The organism is Lachnoclostridium phytofermentans (assembly GCF_000733755.1).
In the GTDB taxonomy this organism is placed as follows: domain Bacteria; phylum Bacillota; class Clostridia; order Lachnospirales; family Lachnospiraceae; genus Lachnoclostridium; species Lachnoclostridium phytofermentans_A.
In genome coordinates this window covers 266,624-289,825 of record NZ_JPOF01000002.1, presented here as the reverse complement: position 1 = coordinate 289,825, position 23,202 = coordinate 266,624, and the positions used below count along the sequence as shown (strand labels likewise).

Annotated in this window: 18 protein-coding genes; 17 read left to right on the top strand and 1 reads right to left on the bottom strand. The window is 35.3% G+C overall.

Going from position 1 to position 23,202, the window contains the following annotated elements; all coding sequences use genetic code 11:
- Positions 1 to 2 precede the first annotated feature (2 nt).
- The 6 genes from CC92_RS0103870 (at position 3) to CC92_RS0103845 (ending at position 7,394) form a co-directional block, all read left to right on the top strand.
- Complete coding sequence (locus CC92_RS0103870) at positions 3 to 2,246, top strand: helix-turn-helix transcriptional regulator (protein WP_029504360.1); 2,244 nt, start codon at positions 3 to 5, stop codon at positions 2,244 to 2,246.
- 33 nt (positions 2,247 to 2,279) lie between these two features.
- Positions 2,280 to 3,569 (top strand): Gfo/Idh/MocA family protein, encoded by a 1,290-nt coding sequence (locus CC92_RS0103865; RefSeq protein WP_029504361.1) that lies wholly within the window; start codon positions 2,280 to 2,282, stop codon positions 3,567 to 3,569.
- Positions 3,570 to 3,584: 15 nt separating this feature from the next.
- Positions 3,585 to 4,781 (top strand): mandelate racemase/muconate lactonizing enzyme family protein, encoded by a 1,197-nt coding sequence (locus CC92_RS0103860; RefSeq protein WP_051650853.1) that lies wholly within the window; start codon positions 3,585 to 3,587, stop codon positions 4,779 to 4,781.
- A gap of 15 nt (positions 4,782 to 4,796) precedes the next feature.
- On the top strand, positions 4,797 to 5,738 hold the full coding sequence (locus CC92_RS0103855; protein WP_029504364.1) for a 2-hydroxyacid dehydrogenase: 942 nt from the start codon (positions 4,797 to 4,799) through the stop codon (positions 5,736 to 5,738).
- A gap of 124 nt (positions 5,739 to 5,862) precedes the next feature.
- Complete coding sequence (locus tag CC92_RS0103850; RefSeq protein ID WP_029504365.1) at positions 5,863 to 6,468, top strand: stage II sporulation protein M; 606 nt, start codon at positions 5,863 to 5,865, stop codon at positions 6,466 to 6,468.
- A gap of 50 nt (positions 6,469 to 6,518) precedes the next feature.
- Positions 6,519 to 7,394 (top strand): tyrosine-type recombinase/integrase, encoded by an 876-nt coding sequence (locus tag CC92_RS0103845; protein WP_051650854.1) that lies wholly within the window; start codon positions 6,519 to 6,521, stop codon positions 7,392 to 7,394.
- Positions 7,395 to 7,530: 136 nt separating this feature from the next.
- Here the strand turns inward: CC92_RS0103845 and CC92_RS0103840 are convergent, their stop codons facing one another.
- Positions 7,531 to 8,592: a 3-deoxy-7-phosphoheptulonate synthase gene (locus CC92_RS0103840; RefSeq protein ID WP_278245241.1), complete on the bottom strand. Its 1,062-nt coding sequence runs from the start codon at positions 8,590 to 8,592 to the stop codon at positions 7,531 to 7,533.
- A gap of 426 nt (positions 8,593 to 9,018) precedes the next feature.
- Here CC92_RS0103840 and CC92_RS0103835 point away from each other — a divergent pair, with 426 nt between their 5' ends.
- The 11 genes from CC92_RS0103835 to CC92_RS0103780 all read left to right on the top strand — a co-directional run bounded on the left by CC92_RS0103835 (position 9,019) and on the right by CC92_RS0103780 (position 23,190).
- Positions 9,019 to 10,344: a pyrimidine-nucleoside phosphorylase gene (locus CC92_RS0103835; RefSeq protein WP_029504368.1), complete on the top strand. Its 1,326-nt coding sequence runs from the start codon at positions 9,019 to 9,021 to the stop codon at positions 10,342 to 10,344.
- Between the two features lie 158 nt (positions 10,345 to 10,502).
- Positions 10,503 to 11,207 (top strand): ABC transporter ATP-binding protein, encoded by a 705-nt coding sequence (locus CC92_RS0103830; RefSeq protein WP_029504369.1) that lies wholly within the window; start codon positions 10,503 to 10,505, stop codon positions 11,205 to 11,207.
- A 155-nt stretch (positions 11,208 to 11,362) separates the two neighbouring features.
- Positions 11,363 to 14,206, top strand: a complete 2,844-nt coding sequence (locus CC92_RS0103825; protein WP_029504370.1) for an ABC transporter permease — start codon at positions 11,363 to 11,365, stop codon at positions 14,204 to 14,206.
- 144 nt (positions 14,207 to 14,350) lie between these two features.
- Complete coding sequence (locus tag CC92_RS0103820; RefSeq protein ID WP_029504371.1) at positions 14,351 to 14,947, top strand: Ig-like domain-containing protein; 597 nt, start codon at positions 14,351 to 14,353, stop codon at positions 14,945 to 14,947.
- Positions 14,948 to 15,091: 144 nt separating this feature from the next.
- Positions 15,092 to 16,444, top strand: a complete 1,353-nt coding sequence (locus tag CC92_RS0103815) for a D-alanyl-D-alanine carboxypeptidase family protein (RefSeq protein WP_029504373.1) — start codon at positions 15,092 to 15,094, stop codon at positions 16,442 to 16,444.
- Positions 16,445 to 16,660: 216 nt separating this feature from the next.
- Positions 16,661 to 17,527 (top strand): metallophosphoesterase, encoded by an 867-nt coding sequence (locus tag CC92_RS0103810; protein ID WP_029504374.1) that lies wholly within the window; start codon positions 16,661 to 16,663, stop codon positions 17,525 to 17,527.
- A complete protein-coding gene (locus CC92_RS0103805; RefSeq protein ID WP_029504375.1) occupies positions 17,521 to 18,183 on the top strand; it encodes a hypothetical protein in 663 nt (220 codons plus the stop codon). The genes CC92_RS0103810 and CC92_RS0103805 overlap by 7 nt, the downstream gene beginning before the upstream one ends.
- Before the next feature lie 4 nt (positions 18,184 to 18,187).
- Positions 18,188 to 18,967, top strand: a complete 780-nt coding sequence (locus CC92_RS0103800; protein WP_029504376.1) for a segregation and condensation protein A — start codon at positions 18,188 to 18,190, stop codon at positions 18,965 to 18,967.
- Positions 18,968 to 18,986: 19 nt separating this feature from the next.
- Entirely contained in the window at positions 18,987 to 19,556 is a 570-nt protein-coding gene (gene scpB, locus CC92_RS0103795) for an SMC-Scp complex subunit ScpB (RefSeq protein WP_029504377.1), read from the top strand.
- 295 nt (positions 19,557 to 19,851) lie between these two features.
- Positions 19,852 to 21,063: a D-alanyl-D-alanine carboxypeptidase family protein gene (locus CC92_RS0103790; RefSeq protein ID WP_162175523.1), complete on the top strand. Its 1,212-nt coding sequence runs from the start codon at positions 19,852 to 19,854 to the stop codon at positions 21,061 to 21,063.
- Positions 21,064 to 21,540: 477 nt separating this feature from the next.
- The gene (locus tag CC92_RS0103780; protein ID WP_029504379.1) at positions 21,541 to 23,190 is read left to right on the top strand and encodes a SulP family inorganic anion transporter; all 1,650 of its coding nucleotides are present in this window, start codon (positions 21,541 to 21,543) and stop codon (positions 23,188 to 23,190) included.
- Positions 23,191 to 23,202 lie beyond the last annotated feature (12 nt).

The following is a 23,202-nucleotide window of genomic DNA, read 5'->3' as shown; positions in this document are numbered from 1 at the left end:
TTATGAAATATCATTTTTTTAAGAGCAAATACTATAAAAAAATATTGTTTATGCTTTTAATTATTAGTATTATACCAGTCATTGTACTTTCTTTATCAGTAAAGCGCATACTTGAAATGGAGAAAGAAACAACAAGAAGTATGCAGGAATCTTCCATTACTAATATAAGAAATGAAATTGAGAGTATGTTTAAAAACTTGGAGTATTCCATTAATCGTTCTATTCTTAAATCTACTTTTATTCAATCTCTTGATTTACCTAGAGAATCAAAAAATTTTCAAGAGTTTAATAAGATTAGTGAAGAGTTGAAATTACTGCAATCTCCAGAATTGCAATTAGCTGATATTATATTAGTCAGTAATACTAATAATTGGATAATGTCAATGGACGAGTTCACAACACTTGACCTTTCAAACTCAAATAAATTAGTGAAAGATTTTATGAATATGAAAAAATCTGCATTTTGGTATGATGAAAAGGATGCCATATATTTTGTTAAGCAAATACCAATCAATGTAACTACAGGAAAGGGTATGCTGATTATTAAGATTAATAAAACTACTTTATTTGATAAAATACATAAAAATGATTTGGGTTATTCGATAATTATCACGGATGCTGATAACAGCAAAATTCTTGGAGACGAGAAAGACAATGCCATTTTAACCTATACCAATTCAGTATCAGATAAGAAAAATCAACTATTTCATGGTGAAGTGGTGGAGGTTGTATTCGAAGATGAAAGCTATGCTTTGGCAATGTCTGAATCAGACTATAATGATTGGCGCTATACTTCTATCATTACAACCTCTTATGTCAATAGAGAATATTTACTTATCAAAAGAATGCTTGTTATTAGTGTAATAGGAGCGGTATTATTTGGCATCACATGTTCTATTATTTATTCGAATAAATTGTACTCTCCAATCAATGAAATCAATGAAATCGTTGATATGAATGTGCTTTCAAGTGAAAAAGCTTCCTCAGAACAGAAAAATATTACGAAGAAGCTTCGATATTTATTGTCAGATAATGCACAAATGCGAAAGATAATATCGAGCCAAGCGCAATCAGAGCAAAAGAAATTTTTAACAAACCTTTATTTAGGTGAAATCATTGATATTGATAGAGGAATGTTTACGAACTATGACTTGATTAAGGAGACGGAGAACCACATTACGATGTATGTGATAGGAGTGAAATTTTGTGAACAAATTGAGGATAGGAAAGAGCGAAAACTTTTCCTGTTTGCTCTTGGAAATATTATAGAAGAACTATTAACTACAGAAGATATCTTTCCACCCATTGAAATTGGCGATATTCTTTATGTTACCTATCTTCATAAAACGGTATCAAACGAAGGGATAGAACTTAAATTGAAAAAAAACTGTGAAATGATGATAGAAGCATCTAATCAATATTTGAATCGACAAATCAATGTTGGAGTCAGTATGGAATTTGATGATCTAAATGAGTTCCCAAATGCATTTAATCAGAGCAATCAAATGTTACGCCGAACTATGAATCAATTAGAAAGCTGTATATTTTATGGGAAATATAAGGAAAGTTCTCATAAACCAGTTGAATTCAAGTTAAAACAAAAAAGAATGCTATTATTAAATGCTGTGATTGCAACAGACGAAAGAGAAGCACTTATTAAATTGGATGAGTATTTTCAAAATCTACTGGAACTGGACTATTATCTGTTGAAATTAGAGATCAATAAATTGTTAACGGATATTATGGAGTATTGTAATGATTATTTTGTTGCTTTAGATTATACCAAAATAAAAGAGATTGTGGAGTTTGATATTGGCAGTTCTTTGGACTCTGTGGATGTACTCAAAAATCACATATGGTTACACTTTTTAATGCCACTCTTTCAGCAGATTGAGCAGCCTGAGGATGAAGCCAATATATCTACTCAATTAATTAATTATATCAACAACAATATTGAAAGTGATTTATCTTTGGATGAGTGCGCAATGAAGTTTAATTATAATCCTAATTATTTAAGTCGGATGTTCAAGAAAAATTTTAATAAAACATTTACAGAATATGTTACAGAGAAGAAATTAGAACGATGTAAAGATATGTTATTAACTACGGATATCAGTGTAAATGAGATTGCTTTTTTGATGGGGTACAACAGCTCTCAGAATTTTATCAGGGTATTTAAGAAATACATGCTTATGACACCCGGACAGTTTCGTCTAGTAAACAAGGTACAAAACAATATAAGTTAATAAATAAGTTTATGCTATCAGAAAGGAGCTATTATGAAAAAAATCAGATATGCGCAAGTAGGTATTGGAGGTAGGGCGAGAATGTATTATGAAGCATTGTGTTCTACCTATAAAGAAACATGTGAGTTAGTTGGGTTTTGTGATGTAAGTCAAACAAGAATGAATTATGCAAATCGTATGATTAAAGAAAAATTCGGAAGCGATGCCATTCCAACCTATGGTTATTTGGATTTTCAGGAAATGATTGAAAAAGAGAAACCAGATATCGTAATAGTTACAAGCATCGATAGAACCCATGATGAATATATTATGCGCGCAATGGAACTGGGATGTGATGTAATTACAGAAAAACCAATTACTATCGATGAGAAAAAAGCACAAAGAATAATAGAAGTACAAAAAGCAACGGGGCGAAACATTAGGGTAGCATTTAATTATCGTTATGCACCACATCATACAAAAATAAGAGAACTTATTATGAATGATACCATTGGTGAGGTATACTCGGTCCATTTTGAATGGCTACTTAACACGCAACATGGTGCTGATTATTATAGAAGGTGGCATGGGAATAAATTAAATAGCGGTGGATTATTAGTACATAAAGCTACTCATCATTTTGATTTGGTTAATTTCTGGCTGGGAACAGAACCACAAACAGTATTTGCTTTTGGAGACTTAAACTTCTATGGACGTCACAACGCAGAAAAACGTGGAGTTAAGAATTTCTATTCAAGATGCCATGGTAATGAAGCAGCGAAAGGTGATCCATTTGCAATAGATATGGATAGCAATCCTGTATTAAAGGGGATGTATTTAGATGCAGAAGAAGACAGTGGTTATATTCGTGATCGAAGTGTTTTCGGTGATGACATTAGCATTGAAGATACAATGGCGGTTTTAGTAAGATATAAGAATAATGCGATGCTTTCTTATTCGCTAAATAGTTATATGCCTTGGGAAGGCTTTAATGTAGCTCTCAATGGTTCGAAAGGGAGAATAGAATATACTGCACTTGAAAAACCTTATATCAATGCAGGTGGTAATAAAAACGAAGAAGGTGCAACCAAATATTATAAGGTAAAAGTATTTCCATTATTTGATGAGCCATACGAGGTTATGATTCAGAAGAAAGAGGGGGGGCACGGAGGTGGAGATCCTGTAATGCTGGATGATTTATTCTGTCCAGGAAAGAATCAGGATATTTATAAAAGAGCGGCGAACCATGTAGATGGAATACGTTCCATACTAACTGGAATAGCTGCCAATCAGTCAATCTCTTCTGGATTGCCGGTTAATGTTGATTCTATGGTTAAGTTTTAAGAGGAGGTAGACGGTATGTATAAGAGGCATTCTGATTTTTTGGAATATCGTGAGGTGAGTTCAAAAGAATTAAACGATATGATTCATTCGAGGGTATTACAATTGCAAAGGGTTACGAATCCGATCATCATCGAACGTATCGAATTACTATGCAGTAATGGAGAGTATTTTGTTAGAACTACAGCAACGGATGGTTTGCAGGGAATATCAGTTACGAATGACAGAGTACAATTTATATATCCAATATTGGAAAAACTTATAGCACCCTATTTTATAGGAAAGGATGCTAGAAATTTAGAACAATTATTGGATGAGGTTTATGTTTATAAGAATAACTATAAATTAGCAGGGATTCCTTATTTTTGTTGTATTGCATACCTCGAACTAAGTATCTTAGATATGCTTGCCAAGGCTGCCAATAGTTCAATAGGAGAACTCTTCGGTGAAAGAATCAATAGCAAAGCGGATATTTATGTAGCAAGTGGGAATCGACATACTACACCAGAGGAAGAACTGGAGGTTTTAAGAGCTCGAGTAGAGAGGACAGGAGCGAAAGCAATCAAGTATAAAATTGGTGGTCGTATGAGTAATAATAAGGATTCTATGCAGGGGCGTAGTAAGACTTTAATATATAAGACAAGAGAGTACTTTGGGGAAGATATGATAATTCATGCGGATGGGAATGGATCCTATGATGTAGAAAAAGCAGTAGAATATGGTAAAATACTAGAAGAAATTAATGCATATTTTTATGAAGAACCCTGTCCATTCGATGATTTATGGTCAACAAAGGCTACCAAGGATTCTCTTTGCATACCTTTGGCGTTCGGAGAGCAAGAAACCAGTATGACCAGATTTAAATGGTTAATTGAACAAAATGCTTGCGATGTAATTCAGCCCGACATCCTATATACTGGTGGTTTAATAAAAACGACAAAAATTGCGAGGATGGCAGAATTGGCTGGGAAAACTATCACACCACATGTTTCAACAGGATTTTGTTTTGTCTATATTTTACTGTTATCTTCATATACACCTAACATTGGTAAGTACCAAGAAAGTAAGGATGGACTTGAACTCGCGAAAGAGCTTATGGATGGGGCAATCGAGTTAAAGGATGGCCAATTAAATATACCTGAAGTTATAGGGTTAGGTATCGATTATAAGCATGATAGAATTAAAAAAGCTATTACTATTTTTGAAATTAGATAAGAAAGGAACGAAGAGATGAAATTAGTTATAATAGAACCATTAGGAGTACCACAGGAGCAATTACTACAGATGGCTGAGTCTTCCTTGGCTGATCAAGTAGAAATCGTAGCCTTCAAGAATCGTACAACGGATGTACAAGAACTAATCGAAAGAGGAAAGGACGCGGATATTATAGTAGTTTCTAACTTACCGCTGAATGAAGAGGTTATTAATGGATGTAAGAAGTTAAAGTTAATATCGGTTGCGTTTACTGGAATAGATCATATAGCGATGGATACCTGTAGAAAGAATGGAATAACCGTATGTAACTGTGCAGGATATTCTACAGCTGCAGTAGCGGATTTGGTATTTGGTATGTTAATTACATTATATAGAAACATAATACCGTGTGATAGCGCATGTCGTAAAGAAGGAACCAAAGAGGGGCTAATCGGTTTTGAATTAGAAGGAAAGAAATTTGGTGTGCTAGGTACCGGTGCAATAGGGATGCGCGTTGCCAAAATTGCATTGGCTTTTGGTTGTGAAGTTTATGCGTATAGCAGAACAAAAAAAGAAGTTGAGGGAATTATATTCACAGATCTAAATACACTATTAGAAACATGCGATATCGTATCTCTTCATACACCATTGAATGCTGAGACGAAAGGGCTTATCAATGCGGAAAGAATAGCAAGAATGAAAAACAGTGCAATTCTTATTAATACTTCCAGAGGACCTGTTGTGGATTCTATTGCTTTGGCAGAAGCATTAAATAGTGGGAAAATTGCAGGTGCATGTATTGATGTATTTGAAACTGAGCCACCAGTAAAAGAAGATCACCCTTTACTACATACCCCGAATACAATTGTAACCCCTCATATTGCGTTTGCTTCAAAGGAAGCACTGGTAAAAAGAGCTGTTATTGTATTTGATAATGTAAAGAAGTGGTTGGCAAATGAACCGCAGAATGTTATGTAAGGAGTGAAAGTTAGTTTTACTTTCTATCCATGCCTTAGAAGCAATATAAATTTATAGTCTGTTTCTAAAAGTCCAAGCATATAGTTTTTATTAAGTACTTGAAATCTATGTCTTGGAGGTCAGCATGAAACGATGGAGTTTAAGATTAAGGAAAAGAGAACCGTTGACGATAGCCATGGTTCTCTTTTTCGCAAGTGTTATCTTTGGATGTATTTTCTCTAAAGTAAGCTCAGGGCTATTACTAAATAGTGTGGACAGCCTAAATAGTAGGTATTTTAGTACGATTAGGTCCATGCAAATCGATTATGGGGATTTCTTTCGCTATATTTTTACGGCGAAGTTAAGGCCTTTTTTTCTCTTTTGGGTTCTAAGCTTGACATTTTTAGGTCTGCCTTATGTGGGATGGTATCTTTTAAGTAGAGGGTTTCAGGTAGGGTATCTGATGATGACTTTATGGATGCACTATGGAATGAAGGGGGGATTACTTTACCTCGCTTATCTATTTCCTCAAGAGTTAATCTTTGTACCAGTTGTTTTAATCAGCATTAAAAACTGTTATGCTCTTTACATGGAGGCTAACCATGGTACAACTACAGGGCTTCAAAATGTACTATTATTGAAAAATTACATAAAATTAATTATAATACTCATTGGATGTATTTTAATTGGAACGTGTATGGAAGCATTTATTGGAAGTTACCTGGTGAAAAAGACATTACAATTATTTTAACATCAGTTATCTTTATCATCAAATATTGGATGTGTACTTTGGAGGAAACAGTGGAAAAAGAGATTGAAGATTTTTTAATTTATCAAAAGAATATAAAAAATGCCACGAAGAATACATTAAGTGCCTATCGTACGGATTTGAAAAAATGGAATTCTTTTTTACAAGAAAATGGTGTGAATGAGTCAAAGAAAATAACGGAAACCCAGATAAATTCTTATTTGCTATTACAAGAAAAAGAAGGGAAATCAAAGGCTACTGTAAATCGTAGCCTGGTATCAATCCGAAGTTTTTTACTATATCTGATGAAACAGGGTAAGTTAATTGGTGATCCTACCGAGAGGATAAAACCACCAAAAGTTGAAGTGGCACCACCGAAATATCTTACCAAAGAACAAGTTCTTGCATTATTATCTGCACCTGATTGTAAAACCAAACGGGGAATACGAGACAAAGCGATGCTTGAGCTAATGTATGCGACAGGCATGAAGGTATCAGAAGTCGGAGGGTTAAAAAAAGAAGATATTAATCTAAAATTTGGTTGTGTTACAGTGAGGGAGATTAAGAAAAACAGGGTTGTACCAATTGGACAAGCTGCAAGAGAATCCTTAGAAACTTACTTAGAATCAGAAAAGCAAGGAAACAATGAAAGTCCTTACCTATTTCTAGGTAGACAAGGGGAACCTATGACTAGACAGGGGGTGTGGAAAATCATGAAATACTATGGAAAACTGATAGGGTTAGAAGAGGATTTGACACCACAGGTGATACGGAACTCGTTTGCAATTCATATGATAGAAAATGGTGCGGATTTAAACAGCATGAAGGAGTTAATGGGACACAGCAATATAACAGCAACTCAGCACTATACGAAGCAACGTGTTGGTGAAACTTTTGGAACCTATCAAAAAACTCATCCACGTGCATAGTTATGAAACGATTAGTAACATTAGAAAAGGGAACATCTAAGTTATCCTAAGGTGAAGCATAATAGCTTTATGTTGGATTAACTTATTTGTTCCCTTTTAAAGTATATATCAGGATTTTTAGGTACGATTCGCTAGACTATATGTTATCTGCAATGGTATAAATTAGTTTTTCAGTAGTATCCCATCCAATACAAGCATCGGTAATGGACTTTCCATAGATGTGCTCTTCAACTTTTTGGTTCCCTTCTTCTATGTAGCTTTCTACCATAACACCTTTTACTAACTTTGCAATTTGCTCATTTACCTTACGGGAATGAAGCACCTCTTTTACAATTCTAGGCTGTTCATAATATTGCTTGCTTGAATTTGCATGGTTTGCATCTACTATAGTTGCTTGATTTAAGAGATTTGGTAATTCATTATACATCATGAGCAAACGATTTAAGTCTTCATAATGATAATTTGGGATACATTGACCATGCTTATTTACAGCTCCACGAAGGATCGTATGCGCTAATGGATTACCATCTGTTTGAACTTCCCAAGTACGATAGAGGAATGTGTGAGAAGCCTGTGCTGCAATACAGGAATTTAGCATAACGGATAAATCACCAGAGGTTGGATTTTTCATACCGGCAGGAACATCCATACCACTGATTGTTAATCGGTGTTGTTGGTCCTCAACAGAACGTGCACCAACAGCAACATAAGATAACATATCATCGACATATGGCCAGTTTTCGGAATATAACATCTCATCTGCCGCAGTTAGTCCAGTTTCATTGATCGCACGCAGATGCATTTTTCGCATTGCAATCAAACCTTCTTGAAGATTTGGTTCTTCTTCTGGATTGGGCTGATGACTGATACCTTTATAACCTTCTCCGGTTGTTCGTGGTTTATTGGTATAAATTCTTGGGATGATAATTATCTTATCAGATACCTTATCAGCTAATTTGGTTAAGCGATATAGATAATCAAGTACAGCATCCTCATTATCGGCAGAACACGGTCCAATAATGACAAGGAACTTATCGGAAGCTCCGGTAAAGACATCTTTTATTTGTAAATCGCGTTCTTTTTTTATTCTTGTTGCGTACTCCGACATAGGAAATGCGCTTTTTAACTCTTCCGGGGTCATAACTTTTCTAACATAATTAAAACTCATGTTTTGTACCTTGCCTTTCTTAACAGTCACACAAATACAAATCAATGTATTAACGTGCTACCATTCTAATGCTTTTTTCACTATTCGTCAATGATATTCTATTTTAACACTCTTGGGATGATTCAATTTTAACACTCTTGGGATGATTCACTATTAACATTCTTGGGATTATTCACTATTAACATTCTTGGGATGATATTAAATTTTACATTTATAAATATTTTGTTACAGTTACTAAAGGATTATAAGAATTCTTAGTTTATTATAAAATCGTTAAATTGCTATTGAGTAAGTAAAAGTTATTGGTTATACTGATAATAGTAAAAAACTCAAAAAAGCTTATGATTTATAACAATTTCGATAATCTTAGAGTGTAGAGAGTCGTGAAAGATAACATAATACTATAGTAGCAAAGCCTACAAAAGAAAGCTTGCTTGGAAAGGTAGGTATGAAAAGATGAGAATGTATGACCTAATCAATAAGAAAAAAAATGGAGAGGTATTAACGAAAGAAGAGATTGAATATATTATTTCTGGTTATACCAATGGTACGATTCCAGACTATCAAATGTCAGCTTTCTTAATGGCAGTTTGCTTAAAAGAAATGAATGTCGAAGAAACAGCAGCATTAACGATGGCAATGGCACATAGTGGTGATATGCTTGATTTATCAGCCATAGAAGGAATCAAAGTAGATAAGCACAGTACTGGTGGAGTTGGAGATAAGACATCCCTTGTAATAGGGCCAATGGTCGCTGCACTATCGGTTCCAGTAGCTAAGATGTCGGGAAGAGGACTTGGTCATACAGGAGGTACCATCGATAAACTAGAGAGTTTTCAAGGTTTTTCAACATCTCTTTCTGAGGAGCAATTTGTTGATAATGTAAATCGTATGAAATTAGCAATCATCGGACAGACTGCAAATCTAGCACCAGCGGATAAAAAAATATATGCGCTTCGTGATGTTACAGCAACGGTAGATAATATTTCATTGATTTCTAGCTCTATCATGAGTAAGAAAATAGCAGCAGGCGCTGATGTTATAGTATTGGATGTAAAAACTGGAAGTGGTGCTTTTATGAAGACAATGGAAGGTTCTTTTGAATTAGCACAAACTATGGTAAACATCGGTAATAGTGTTGGACGTACAACCTATGCCGTTATTTCTGATATGAATCAACCATTAGGAATTGCAGTTGGGAATAATCTGGAAGTGATTGAAGCGATAGACACATTATCAGGTCATGGTCCCCAAGATTTGCTGGATGCTAGTTTAACACTGGCTTCTTATATGTTACTAGGTGCAAAGAGAGTAGAAACCATAGAAGAGGCTCGGGAATTACTACTAAATACGATTAAGGATGGTAGTGCCTTAAGGAAATTTGCGGAATTTGTAACCGCGCAAGGTGGGGATGCTAGCCCGGTTTATGATACAAGTCTGTTTCCAAAGGCTTCTTTTATAGAACCTGTTTATCCAGCAAAAGACGGTTATGTTTCAGATATTCACACGGATGAAATCGGTATGACTTCACTAATCCTTGGTGGTGGTCGTGAGACAAAAGAGAGTGAAATCGATTTAACGGTAGGTATGAAGATACATGCAAAAATTGGAGATGAGGTAACAACAAAAACTCCGATTGCTACTTTATACGCAAATGATCAAGAGAAATTAAGCGCAGCAAAGGAACGCTTCTTAAAAGCTTATACGATTTCTAGTGAAAAAGTGAACGCACCAAATCATATTCATGGAATAGTAACAAAGGACGGAGCAACTAAATTCTAAAGAAAACTGCGGCGATTATCTTATTATAAGGTACGCCGCAGTTTCTTTAAAATAACATGAGGAATCATAAGGTATGGTGAGAATAGAATATTTGTGTGTATTCTAACGTATCAAGTGTAAAAAAGCAGATTGAGGATAAGAAGATAGGAGATATAAGAATGTCAGCTTACGTTGAATTAAAGGATGTAAAAAAAACATACCAGATGGGGGATGTCACGATAAAGGCATCGGATGGAGTCTCATTTGAAATAGAAAAAGGAGAGTTTGTTGTAATCGTTGGACCAAGTGGTGCTGGTAAGACCACTGTACTTAATATTTTAGGAGGAATGGATAGCCTGACCAGTGGCGATATTATCGTAGATGGTCAAAACATAAGCAAATTTAATAAGAAAAAGTTAACAACCTATCGTCGGGATGATATTGGTTTCGTATTTCAGTTTTATAATTTAGTACCAAATTTAACTGCCAAGGAAAATGTAGAACTTGCGTTGCAGATATGTAAGGATCCACTAAAAGCAGAGGATGTATTAGCTGACGTTGGGCTTGCCGATCGACTTAACAATTTTCCTGCACAGTTATCTGGAGGGGAGCAGCAGAGAGTTTCAATTGCTAGAGCACTCGCTAAAAATCCAAAATTATTGCTATGCGATGAACCAACAGGTGCCTTAGATTATAATACAGGAAAATCCATCCTAAAATTACTACAGGATATGTGCAGAAAGCGTGGCATGACAGTGATTGTCATTACCCATAATACTGCGATTGCTCCAATGGCAGATCGTCTTATCAGTATTCGTAATGGTAAGGTAAAGGAGATGAAAAAGATAGAAAATCCTGTTGATGTTGAAACGATAGAGTGGTAAACGGAGTGTGGATTGGTGCTACGATTTCGCTATTGCAGTACCACATTTACTCATTTTAGGTGAAAAAACAAGCGATTTAACCAAAGGCTTTGTGCTGTTCTATACTGTCACAAACTTTTGATGTGAAATATAAGTGCACAGGAATGGGGGGTACTATGAAAAAAAAGGCACTGCATAAAGATTTTCGAATCGAATTAAAGAAGACATGGACTAGATTCTTATCGATTTTGCTAATCGTAGCATTAGGAGTAGCTATATTTGCGGGTTTACGTGCTTGTAAAGATGATATGTTGCAGTCAGCAGACGAGTATTATGATGCAACCAATTTAATGGATTTACGTGTGATGTCCACCCTTGGCATAACGGAGGATGACGTAGATGCAATAAGTAAAATAGACGGCGTATCTATGGTGGAGGGGGCATATTCGAAAGATGTTTTGGTTCGTTTAGAGGACTCTGACATTGTGGTTAAGACATATTCTTTCAACGATAAGATAAATCAAGCAAAATTAATAGAAGGACGCTACCCAGAGAATAATAGCGAATGCTTGGTAGATACCTTATTATTAGATAATACCGGTTATCAAGTAGGCGATACCATCACCTTATCCTTACCAGAAGGTGATTTAAAAGATGATTTTGAGGAGACTGAACTAACCATTGTTGGAAGCTGTTCGGACTCTCGTTATATGGCGTTTGGAAGAGGAAATGGTACCCTTGGAAATGGGTCAATTAGTAGCTTCATTATCTTACCAAAAGAAAACTTTAAACAAGAGGTGTTTACGGAACTTTATGTAACGGTAGAGGATGTCAAGGAGTTAAATTCCTATAGTACGAAATACGAAGACCTTGTAAAAACCGTTCAGGACAATATAGAAGAGATTACGGAAGAACGAGGCATCCTTCGATATGAAGAAGTGACAAAAGAGCCTAGAGAAGAATTAGAAAAAGGGGAGCAGGAGTTAACAAAGGCAAAAAAAGATTTAAAACAAAAAGAAGAGGAAACTTTTGCTGAAATCGAAAAAGGAAAATCCTCCTTAGAAGAAGCTAAGACTTTGCTTACCTCGATGAAAAAAGAGCTTAAGGATAAGAAAGACCATTTAAGCGGTACTTACCCGAAAGAAGAGATAGAAAAACTATTCGCTCCAGAGGAAGCAAAATTAAAGGCTTCACAAGAGGAACTAAATATACAGCAAGCTTTGTTAGAGGAGCAAAGTGCTTCTGCAAAGGAACAATTTGCAAAAGCGAAAGAGGAGATTGCAGCGAATGAAGAGGAACTCCAAAAGGGAAGAGAAGAACTTGCTAAAATAGAACATCCTACTTGGTATGTTTTAAATCGTGATTCAATCGAGTCTTTTGTATCTTTTGAGATGGATGCAGAACGTATGGATGCAATCGCAAAGGTTTTTCCAGCAATATTTTTCTTTGTTGCAGCCTTGGTATGTCTTACTACAATGACCAGAATGGTGGATGAGCAGCGTACCCAAATCGGTATATTAAAGGCACTTGGATATGGCAAGATGGCGATTGCAGGTAAATTTATTAAGTATGCTCTTTTTGCAACCGTAAGTGGTAGTATTATTGGTGTCTTGATTGGTCAAAAAGTATTTCCATATGTCGTAATTAATGCATACCGGATTATGTATGGTTCCTTATCGGTAATTTCAACACCGTATCGCCCTTATTATGCAATCATGGCAGGATCTTTAGCTGTGCTTTGTACAATGCTTGCAACCTTCATGGCATGTATGAAGGATTTAAAAGCGGAGCCTGCACAACTAATGCGTCCAGTAGCACCAAAAGCAGGAAGAAGAATTTTATTAGAGAGAATAGGTTTTATTTGGAATCGATTGAATTTTACAAAGAAGTCAACGCTTCGTAATTTATTTCGTTATAAAAAACGTTTCTTTATGACAACAATAGGTATTGCAGGCTGTATGGCGCTATTAATTGTTGGATTTGGTATCAGAGATTCTATTTCTGTCATGTCAGAATTACAGTATACAGAGTTATTCCATCAAGATGCATCGATTTCTTTAACAGATAAGATTACCATGGAAGAAAGAGATACGTTACTTCCAAGAATGCTTGCGGATGAGAGAATTCTTGACGCTACTTTTGCTTTCGATAAATCGATGAAGTTTTCGAATGGTAGTTTGAATCGTTCTGCTTCTTTATTGGTTGTGGAGAGTGGTAGCAATTTTAATGACTTTTATACATTTCGTGATCGTACTACAAAATCTAACTATGAATTAAAAGAGGATGGGGTTATCGTCACAGAAAAGCTTGCAAAACTATTGGAGCTATCCGTAGGAGATAAGATAACAATTGAGATGGACAGCTTTCATAAACAGGAGGCTGTAATAACAGCAATTTCAGAAAATTATATGGGACACTATGTGTTTATGACCTCGGACTTATATCAGTCGTTATATGGGGAAGAACCATCCTATAATCAAGTTTTATTATTAAATCAAAGCAATCAGACAGAGTTTGAAGAAGATCTATTTCGAGATCTCTTAGCGAAAAATAAGGAGATTATGGCAATTTCATCGACAAACTCATTCAATAACAGAATACATGATATGCTTACAAGCCTAAATGTGATTGTCTATGTATTAATCATCTGCGCTGGTATGTTAGCGTTTATTGTTCTGTACAACTTAAGCAATATTAATATCAATGAACGTAAACGTGAGCTTGCTTCCTTAAAAGTTCTTGGTTTCTACGATGGAGAGGTAAATTCTTATGTAATGAAGGAAAATAATCTTCTTACACTCATAGGAATGGTAATTGGTGCAGTAATAGGTATCGTCCTTCATCGATTTGTTATTATCACATGCGAAGTAGATATGGTGATGTTTGGACGATTAGTGAAACCAACGAGCCTAATTTTAAGCGCAGGTATTACAATGATCTTTACCTTGATAATCTGTATTTTTATGTATTTTAAACTTAAGAAGATTGATATGATTGAGTCATTAAAAAGCGTAGAGTAAGAATAAAAAGGATAGAGAAACAAAAAGATAGCAGGTAGTAAAATAATAGGTCATCACTGCACAGATTATGAATATGATAGAATAAATAAGAAAAGGTGGAACAAAGATATTGATTGTTCCACCTTTTTAATAAAGGAGCTTTATTTGAAATCATCAGGAAATCCTTGGCCAATTATTATGCAATTATTAATTGTTTTCATCATATTCTCCATATGTTATAAATTTATTCTTCCCAGAACCTCCATTTATTATCGTTACGTGTTTTATGAACCTAGAATTGGTGTTTATTTAACGGAAAGAGATGTAGTGATGGTAAGTGGTGAAAGCTTTCGCCTAGGGTTAAGAACGGTAAATAAACGGATGACATTTTCTTCTACGGACTTTAAGGTGGCATTTGTGAACAAACTTGGCAAAGTAACCGCTTATCAGCCTGGATTAGCTTTTATTGAGGTTAAAGTGGATGGTGAGGTGTTGCGCTGTCGTGTTCGTGTGATTCAGCTAAACCATACTTCCTTAAGCTTAAAGGTAGGAGAATCTAAGGTTTTGAACATAAAGGGGGTACTGCTATGGGAATCTTATGAGAGCAGCAATTCTTCGGTAGTTGATGTATCTTTTCGTGGGAGGGTTGTTGCAAAGTCGCCTGGCACTGCAACGATTACAGCAAAAGCAAAAGGGAGAAGTATAGAATGTAAAGTTACGGTTATTGATAGAGTGGAAGACGAGTTTGATAAGAAAAAGTGATATTAGGAGAGGAGAAACAGGGACATAGGAAGATTTGGAATTAGAAAACATCTAAGGAAAGAAGGAAACTTGCTCTCTACTTGTCATAAAAATCTAAGAATTGGACTAAAATAGTAGTAATTAATTGGAATGGAATAATCTACTATGAGAGGAATTAAATATCATTGGCACAAGAAAGCAGTTGCTTTCCTTATTGTTATTACGTTCTTTTTTCAAAGTGGTATGGGAGCATTCGCGTCTGATACAAACAAAGAGAATCCGGTGACTGCGAATAAGGAAAAATCAAACGATACGGAAGATGAGAAGACAAAAGATACTGTAAACGATACCAATGTTGTAACAGAGGCAGTCGAGTTTAAAAGTCCACTAGCAGAACAAATTAAGAATGATCTTGATAAGGTAGCAGATATAGTAGGCGATCTTAGCTTAACAAGTGAAGCTGTTGTATTGATGGAAGGCTCCACAGGGCATATTATTTATGCAAAAAACGAAGCGAAAGAATTACGTCCAGCAAGTATTACCAAAATAATGACGTTATTATTAATCTTTGATGCACTAGACAGTGGACAGATTAAGATGACAGATCAAGTCTCAGTCAGCGAGCATGCTGCTTCCATGGGAGGATCTCAGGTGTTCCTTGAACCGTTTGAGACTCAGGATGTTGATACGATGATTAAATGTATTACGATTGCGAGTGCGAATGATGCCTCTGTTGCAATGGCTGAATTTATCGCAGGGTCGGAGGAAGCATTTGTAGCTAAAATGAATGAAAAAGCAAAAGAGCTTGAGATGAATCATACAAATTTTGTGAATTGTTATGGACTTGATACCGACAACCATTTTACTAGTGCACTTGATGTTGCTTTAATGAGCAGAGAACTTATCATGAAACATCCGGAGATAAGTAATTACTCTACCGTATGGATGGATACCTTTGTTCATACAACAAAGCGTGGGCAGATTGAATTTGGTTTGAATAATACCAATAAGCTGATTAAATCTTATCAGGGAATTACCGGATTAAAGACAGGTTCCACTGGATTAGCAAAATATTGCCTCTCAGCAACAGCAAGAAGAGAAGGAATGGACTTAATTGCGGTTATTATGGCTGCTCCAGATACAAAAACTCGTTTTGCAGAAGCTGCTAAATTATTAAATTATGGCTTTGCAAATTGTAGTATCTATACGGATAACGGAGAAGGGCTTGAAATACCGGAAGTAGCGGTTAAGAAAGGAATTAAGGAAACTGTTTCAGGGAAGTTTGACACCAAATTCTCCTATCTTTGTATGAAAGGAACGAATCCTGCAAGTATTACAAAAGAGATTAAAATGCTGGAATCCTTAGAAGCACCGGTTAATTTAACCGATGTGATTGGTGAAATTACATATTATTATGAAGGAAAAGAAATTGGAAAGTTATCAATTACAGCAGCGGTCTCAGTAGATAAGGCTGGCTATGGAGATTATTTTAAAAGATTAGTTAAGAAATATTTTTAGAGAGTTTGCCCTAGGCGGAAACCTTAGTTCATGATATAATAAGACTGCCAAGCCGAAGACTTGTGTGGATCACGATTATGAATTTAGCTCTTAAATTCATAATATAATGAATAATATAATTAGGACTTATGCAAAATAGTTTTGCCTATTAATGTCCAAATGGCAGACTATTTTGCATTACTTTTAGGGTGCAAGAGGAAGAAAAGGAGTTAATTTATGCAATATATCTTTGCAGCTGTTGTTATTGCTGCTCTTTTGGTAGTATACTTATGGATAGAAAACAAAAATATGGTAGTTACCAATTATTTGTTAGAACAGAAGAAAGTCCCAGATAATTTTCATGATATGAGGTTTGTCTGTATTACGGACTTACACTATAATCAGTATGGAAAGGGTAATGCGAGGCTACTAAAGGCCATCCATGAAAGTAAACCAGATGTTATCTTAATTGCAGGTGATCTGGTTGTGACTGCAAAACCAAAAAAGATAGAAGTCGCATACCATTTTTTAAGTGAGCTTACAAAGCGGTATCCTGTTTATTATGCCCCAGGAAACCATGAACTGAAATGGGAACATTCGATAGGATGTGACAAAGAGTTTTATCAAAACTTTTTAGAAAAGCTAAAAAAACTAGGCGTATGTTATTTAAATAATGAATCCTTAACATTAAAAAAAGGTTCGGACACCCTAATCATTAGAGGATTATCCTTGCCACTAAGATTTTTTGTAAAAGGAAAACAAAAGGTAGAAATTAGTGTAGATGAGATAGAATCATTGATAGGTAAAACGAAAGAGGATGCCTATGAAATACTACTTGCTCATATTCCAGACTATTTTGAATCCTATGCTTTGTATGGTGCTGATTTTATATTATCTGGACATGTGCACGGAGGTATTATGAAGCTACCGTTTCTTGGTGGAGTGATTTCACCCAGCTATGAACTATTTCCAAAATACGATTCAGGAATCTTTAAGAAAGGGCGCACGGTGATGTTTTTATCCAGAGGTCTAGGAACACACACGATACCGGTTCGAGTGTTTAACCGTCCAGAACTTCTCTGTGTTGAAATAAGAAAATGTTAAAAGAAAAGCTAATGTTACTTGTAGCCTCATTATGTGCAGGTGTTATTGTAATGGTACTGCATGAATTACCAAAGGCTATCTTATATCGACGATTAAAGCATCGATATGGGAAGGAAGAAGATAAAAAATTTGAGAATCGAATCAATCCGGTTCACTTTGTGGATCCGATTGGTTTGATTTTTTGTGCTATCTATGGAATTGGTTTTTCAAAACCTTATTACTATCGTATGAAGGAAAAGAAATGGAACCAATTGCTTGGAATTACTGGATTTTTATCGTTACTTGTTCAATTTTTTATCGTAGTTGCAATTTTAAGATTTGGATTTCGTATAGAATTTGATTATGTCATTAATACACATTTAACTCTCTGGTTTAGCGGAGGTATTAATTCTAGTATTGTAAATTATCCTATCTTCTATGAATTTCTAATGTACTTCTTTTCAAGCTATGCTATAATAAGTATTGGCATGCTAATAACGAACTTATTTCCTTTGATTTCTTCTGATATGGCGTTATTGGTAGCTGCGAATCAGCCAATGAAGTTTGTAACTCTGCTTCGCAGTGATTATGTCATTAAGATGGTTTGGATGTTTTTATTACTGATGGGTATTATGACATCGATGAGTAGTGCAGTATTCGAGATATTTATGAGGTGAGTTTATGAGTATTCCGGTAAAACTGGAAGCATTTGAAGGTCCATTGGATCTTCTTTTACATTTAATTGATAAAAATAAAGTGAATATCTATGATATCCCAATTGTTACAATTACAGAACAGTATATGGAATATATAAAAGCCATGGAAGAAAAAAACTTAGAGATTATGAGTGAGTTTCTTGTAATGGCTGCAACGTTACTACGAATCAAGTCTCAGATGCTCCTTCCTGTGGAAGCAAAAGAAGAGGAAGAAGCAATTGATCCAAGACAAGAGTTGGTGGAACGCTTATTAGAATATAAGATGTATAAGTATGTTTCCTATGAATTAAAGGACAAGCAGATGGATGCTCAGCTTTTAATGTTTAAGCCAAGTACGATTCCGAATGAGATCGCTGATTATAAAGAGGAGATTAATATTTCAGAGTTATTGTCAGATCTTACCTTAGCAAAGTTGCATTCCATCTTTCAATCCGTTATGAAACGACAAATTGATAAGGTCGATCCAATCCGTAGTAAATTTGGTAAGATCGAGAATGAGGAAATCAATCTTACACAAAAAATTCTAGAGATTCAACAATATGGTTTAGAACATAGAACCTTTAGTTTTAAAAAGCTGTTAGAACGACAGACTGGGAAGATGGAAGTTATCGTAACCTTCCTTGGAATATTAGAATTAATGAAAATGCAACGAATTGAGATATGTCAAAATGAATTATTTGAAGACATTATGATTCATTATCTGGCTAACGATATTGCGCCAGTAGATGACTTTTCAATAGAATAAACAGAAAGGCCGGATACATATGGAAATCAAGAAATTGGAAGCCATGATAGAGGCAATCTTATTTACAATGGGAGAAGCAGTTGAAGTAGACCGAATTGCAAGTGCTTTGGAGCATGATGTTGATACGATTCGCAAAATCATTCACAATATGATGGATCGATATGAGGAGGAAGAGAGAGGAATTAAAATCATCGAGTTAGATAATTCCTTTCAGATGTGTACAAAAGCACAGATGTATGAAGCAATTGTAAAGATAGCTCATGTACCTAAGAAACATATTCTTACTGATGTACTACTTGAAACCTTATCCATAATCGCTTATAAGCAGCCAATCACAAAACAGCAGATTGAAAGTATTCGTGGGGTTAAGAGTGATCATGCGGTGAATAAGCTCGTAGAATACAATTTAGTATGTGAAGTTGGACGAATGGATGCACCGGGTAGACCCATTTTGTTTGGTACTACAGAAGATTTTTTAAGAAACTTTGGCATTGCTTCGTTAGAAGATCTACCAGTAGTAACTCCTGAAAAGGTTGCTGATTTTAAGATGGAAGCGGAAGAAGAAGTTCAGTTACAATTAGAAATTTAACCATTTGGATGTTTATGAAATCTTTTCGATTACATAGACATCTTTTTTATTGCTAAATCAAAAGCTCTCCAAGGGCTGCACACTTATCAGCGGGTTTGGTGTGAATTCTAAGCGATGTACACTATTCTTTAGAAAAACTCTTTGGTAGAATGCATATTCTTCTTGTTCGCAAATAAACTTAAAGTAAGAGCGTACATAAAGGTTGACTATGAATAGTTACTACGAGAAATTAAGAAAGAATAAATCAGTTCAAATATTTTTTATTTGTACTGCCTTAGTGTGCAGTAGTTTCAACTTGATAAAAGAGAAAATGATAGAATCTAAGGATTTGCCATGGTGTCAGATGATAGGGAATGTTACTGAGGAAGAGCTAACCTTACCAGAGGCTGAGGATATTCCACCAGCAATCGATGATAATAGCATTAACTTACAACTTAACGCCCTTTCCGCATGCCTTATGGATGCTTCGAACGGGCGTGTTTTGTATGGGAAGGATGCTTATAAAGAGATGTCTATGGCAAGTACTACGAAAATTATGACATTACTTGTAGTTCTTGAATATGCCAATCTGGATGATGTAGTGACGGTATCTAGCAATGCTGCAAAACAACCAGATGTCCAATTAAATATCAATACTGGGGAGCAATATGTGCTTCGTGACCTTTTGTATTCTTTAATGCTAGAAAGCCATAATGATACAGCGGTAGCGATAGCAGAACATGTGGGAGGAAGCGTAGAAAGTTTTTGTAACATGATGACAGAGAAAGCAAAAGAAATAGGAGCCAATCATACTTCCTTCAAAACGCCAAATGGCTTAGATGCTGACGGACATTATACTACAGCAAGAGATTTATCCCTCATTGCTAGTTATGCAATTAAGAATCCTGAATTTTGTGAAATCGTAGGTACTTCTACTTATCAGTTTAATGAAGTGAATCATAAACGCTCGTTTTCTGTGAATAATCGCAATCGTTTTTTATATATGATGAAGGGAGCAATCGGGATTAAAACAGGATTTACTGGAAAAGCTGGTTATTGCTTTGTAGGAGCTGTGGATATCGATGGGAAAACATTAGTAAGTACTGTATTAGGCTCAGGATGGCCACCTCATAAGAGCTACAAATGGGCTGACACCACGAAATTAATGGAATATGGGCTAAATAGTTTTGAGGTCTACTCGCTCTATGAAAGATTAACACCAGATTCTAAACAGTTAACGATACCTGATAAAATTTCAGTGCGAAATGGTAAGATAACATCTGTAAACCTACAATCTTCCACGGACTTTTTAACAGAAAAGTTGTTACTTCGAGAAGGTGAAGAGGTTACAGTCAAAGTGAATTTACGGGATTATATTACAGCTCCGACGGTAGAAGGTGTGAAAGTCGGTGATATTTGTTACTATATTAATCAAAATTTGTTTCGGAAAGTGCCAATTACAACAGTGGAAGCAACGGAGAAGATAGATTTACCATATCTGTTAAGGGAAATCTTTCAGTTCTGGTAAAAAATATAGAGTATACATAGTAATTATTAATTTCCTTGTTAATATATAAAGTGATTAAAATAAAATTTATATGGAAAGATAAGATGTGAAAACCAACTATCCTAAGAATGATTTAGGATGTTGGTTTTTAAATTTTTTTATTGGGTGTGCTAGATAAGATTACTGAAATTAAGCATGGATGTTGTGCTACCAGTTAATTTTTTTCTATTTCTTTACTCTGGGATGATACATGATATGTAATGGTATAGTTGGTGTTAAGGTTGCAAGTGTGAAAAGTATACTAGAGAATTTACTTCTAGATATTAAATGTTATGTAGTAAGTAATAAAGTTATAGTTGATAAGATAAAAAGCTTATAGTTAGAACTTAAAAATATAAGCAATTTACTAATAACTACTTGAAAACTTAGGATAATAGGTCTAAACTTAATAAGTTGTGTACAACACAAATACGGAAGATAGTAAAGGATGAAAGAAGAATGGAGAAAATGAAACCGAAGATTTTTTCAGTTATGAAAAACTATTCGAAACAACAATTCATGAAAGATATGATGGCAGGTATTATTGTTGCTATTATAGCACTACCATTATCCATCGCATTTGCAATCGGTAGTGGTGTTTCTGCTGAGAAAGGAATTTATTCTGCAATAATATCTAGTATCATTGTTGCACTTCTTGGTGGGAGCAGAGTACAAATAACTGGTCCGACCGGAGCATTTATTATAATTACACAAAGCATTATTACTGGATATGGAATGAATGGTTTAATGATAGCCACCATAATGGCTGGAGTGATGTTGATATTGATGGGAATTTTTAAACTTGGGAAGTTGATCCGTTTCATTCCAGCTCCAATTACGATAGGTTTTACCGGAGGAATTGCGATAACAATATTCACATTAGAAATCAAAGATTTTCTTGGAATTACTGTAGATAAGATGCCTACCAATTTCTTTGCTAAGTGGGCAACCTATTTTAATAGTTTTGCTACAATTAATGTAAGTGCTGTTTTACTAGGTTTATTATGTATCGTTATTTTAGTTGTTTGGCCTAAGGTAAACAAGACAATACCCAATTCTCTAATTGCATTGATTCTTGGAACATCAATTGCTTATGTCGCTAAGTTGGATGTGAAGACACTTGGTATGATACCGAGGACCTTATCGATACCAAGTTTAACTAGAGTATCTTTGGATGAACTTTTTGCATTAGTTTCACCTGCATTTACAATAGCAATCTTAGTAGCCATGCAGGCACTTTTGTCCGCTGTTGTTACAGATGGCATAATTAATAGCAAGCACCGTGCCAACATGGAATTAGTTGCAGAGGGAGTTGCAAATGGTATATTAGGTCTGCTTGGATGTATTCCTGCAACAGGAGGTGTGGCACGATCTATTGCAAATGCAAGGAATGGTGGTAGAACACCTGTTGCAGCAATTTTCCATGGAATAACCCTGTTTTTCTTTTTAATGGTTTGTATGCCACTCATACAATTTGTACCTCTGTGCGTCCTAGCTGCTATATTAATTGTAGTTTCTTACAATATGTTTAATGTGAAAGCATTTCTTAGCTACCGTAAGGCACCAAGAAGTGACATCGCTGTTTTAATCGCTTCTTGTGTGCTAACCTTTGCTTTTGATTTGGTGTTAGCAATTGAAGTAGGAATGGTAATGTCTTGTATATTGTTTATGAAACGAATGTCTGATGTTACTGAAGTGAAAGGTTGGACATACCTAAGAGACATCGATAACCTGGATGAAGATAATGATCCAGATGCTTTAAATTTAAAAGAAGTTCCAGAGCATACTTTGGTATTTGAAGTTTCTGGTCCCATGTTTTTTGGAGCAGCGGATAAATTAATCCAATTAACTAGTCAAGTAACGGAGGATATCAAAGTGGTTATTGTCCGGATGCGTAGCGTTCCAGCCATCGATATTACGGCATTAAACTCGTTAAAAAAAGTGCATCAGCATTTCATAAGAAATAATGTGACTATGGTATTTTCTCACGTTTTAGAACAACCATTAAAAGCTATGCATAAGGCTGGTTTTGTCGATGTGGTAGGAGAGGAAAATATCTGTGAAAGCTTAGATGCTGCCTTAACCAGAGCAGAAGAACTTAGTGCTTAAAAAGGTGAATGA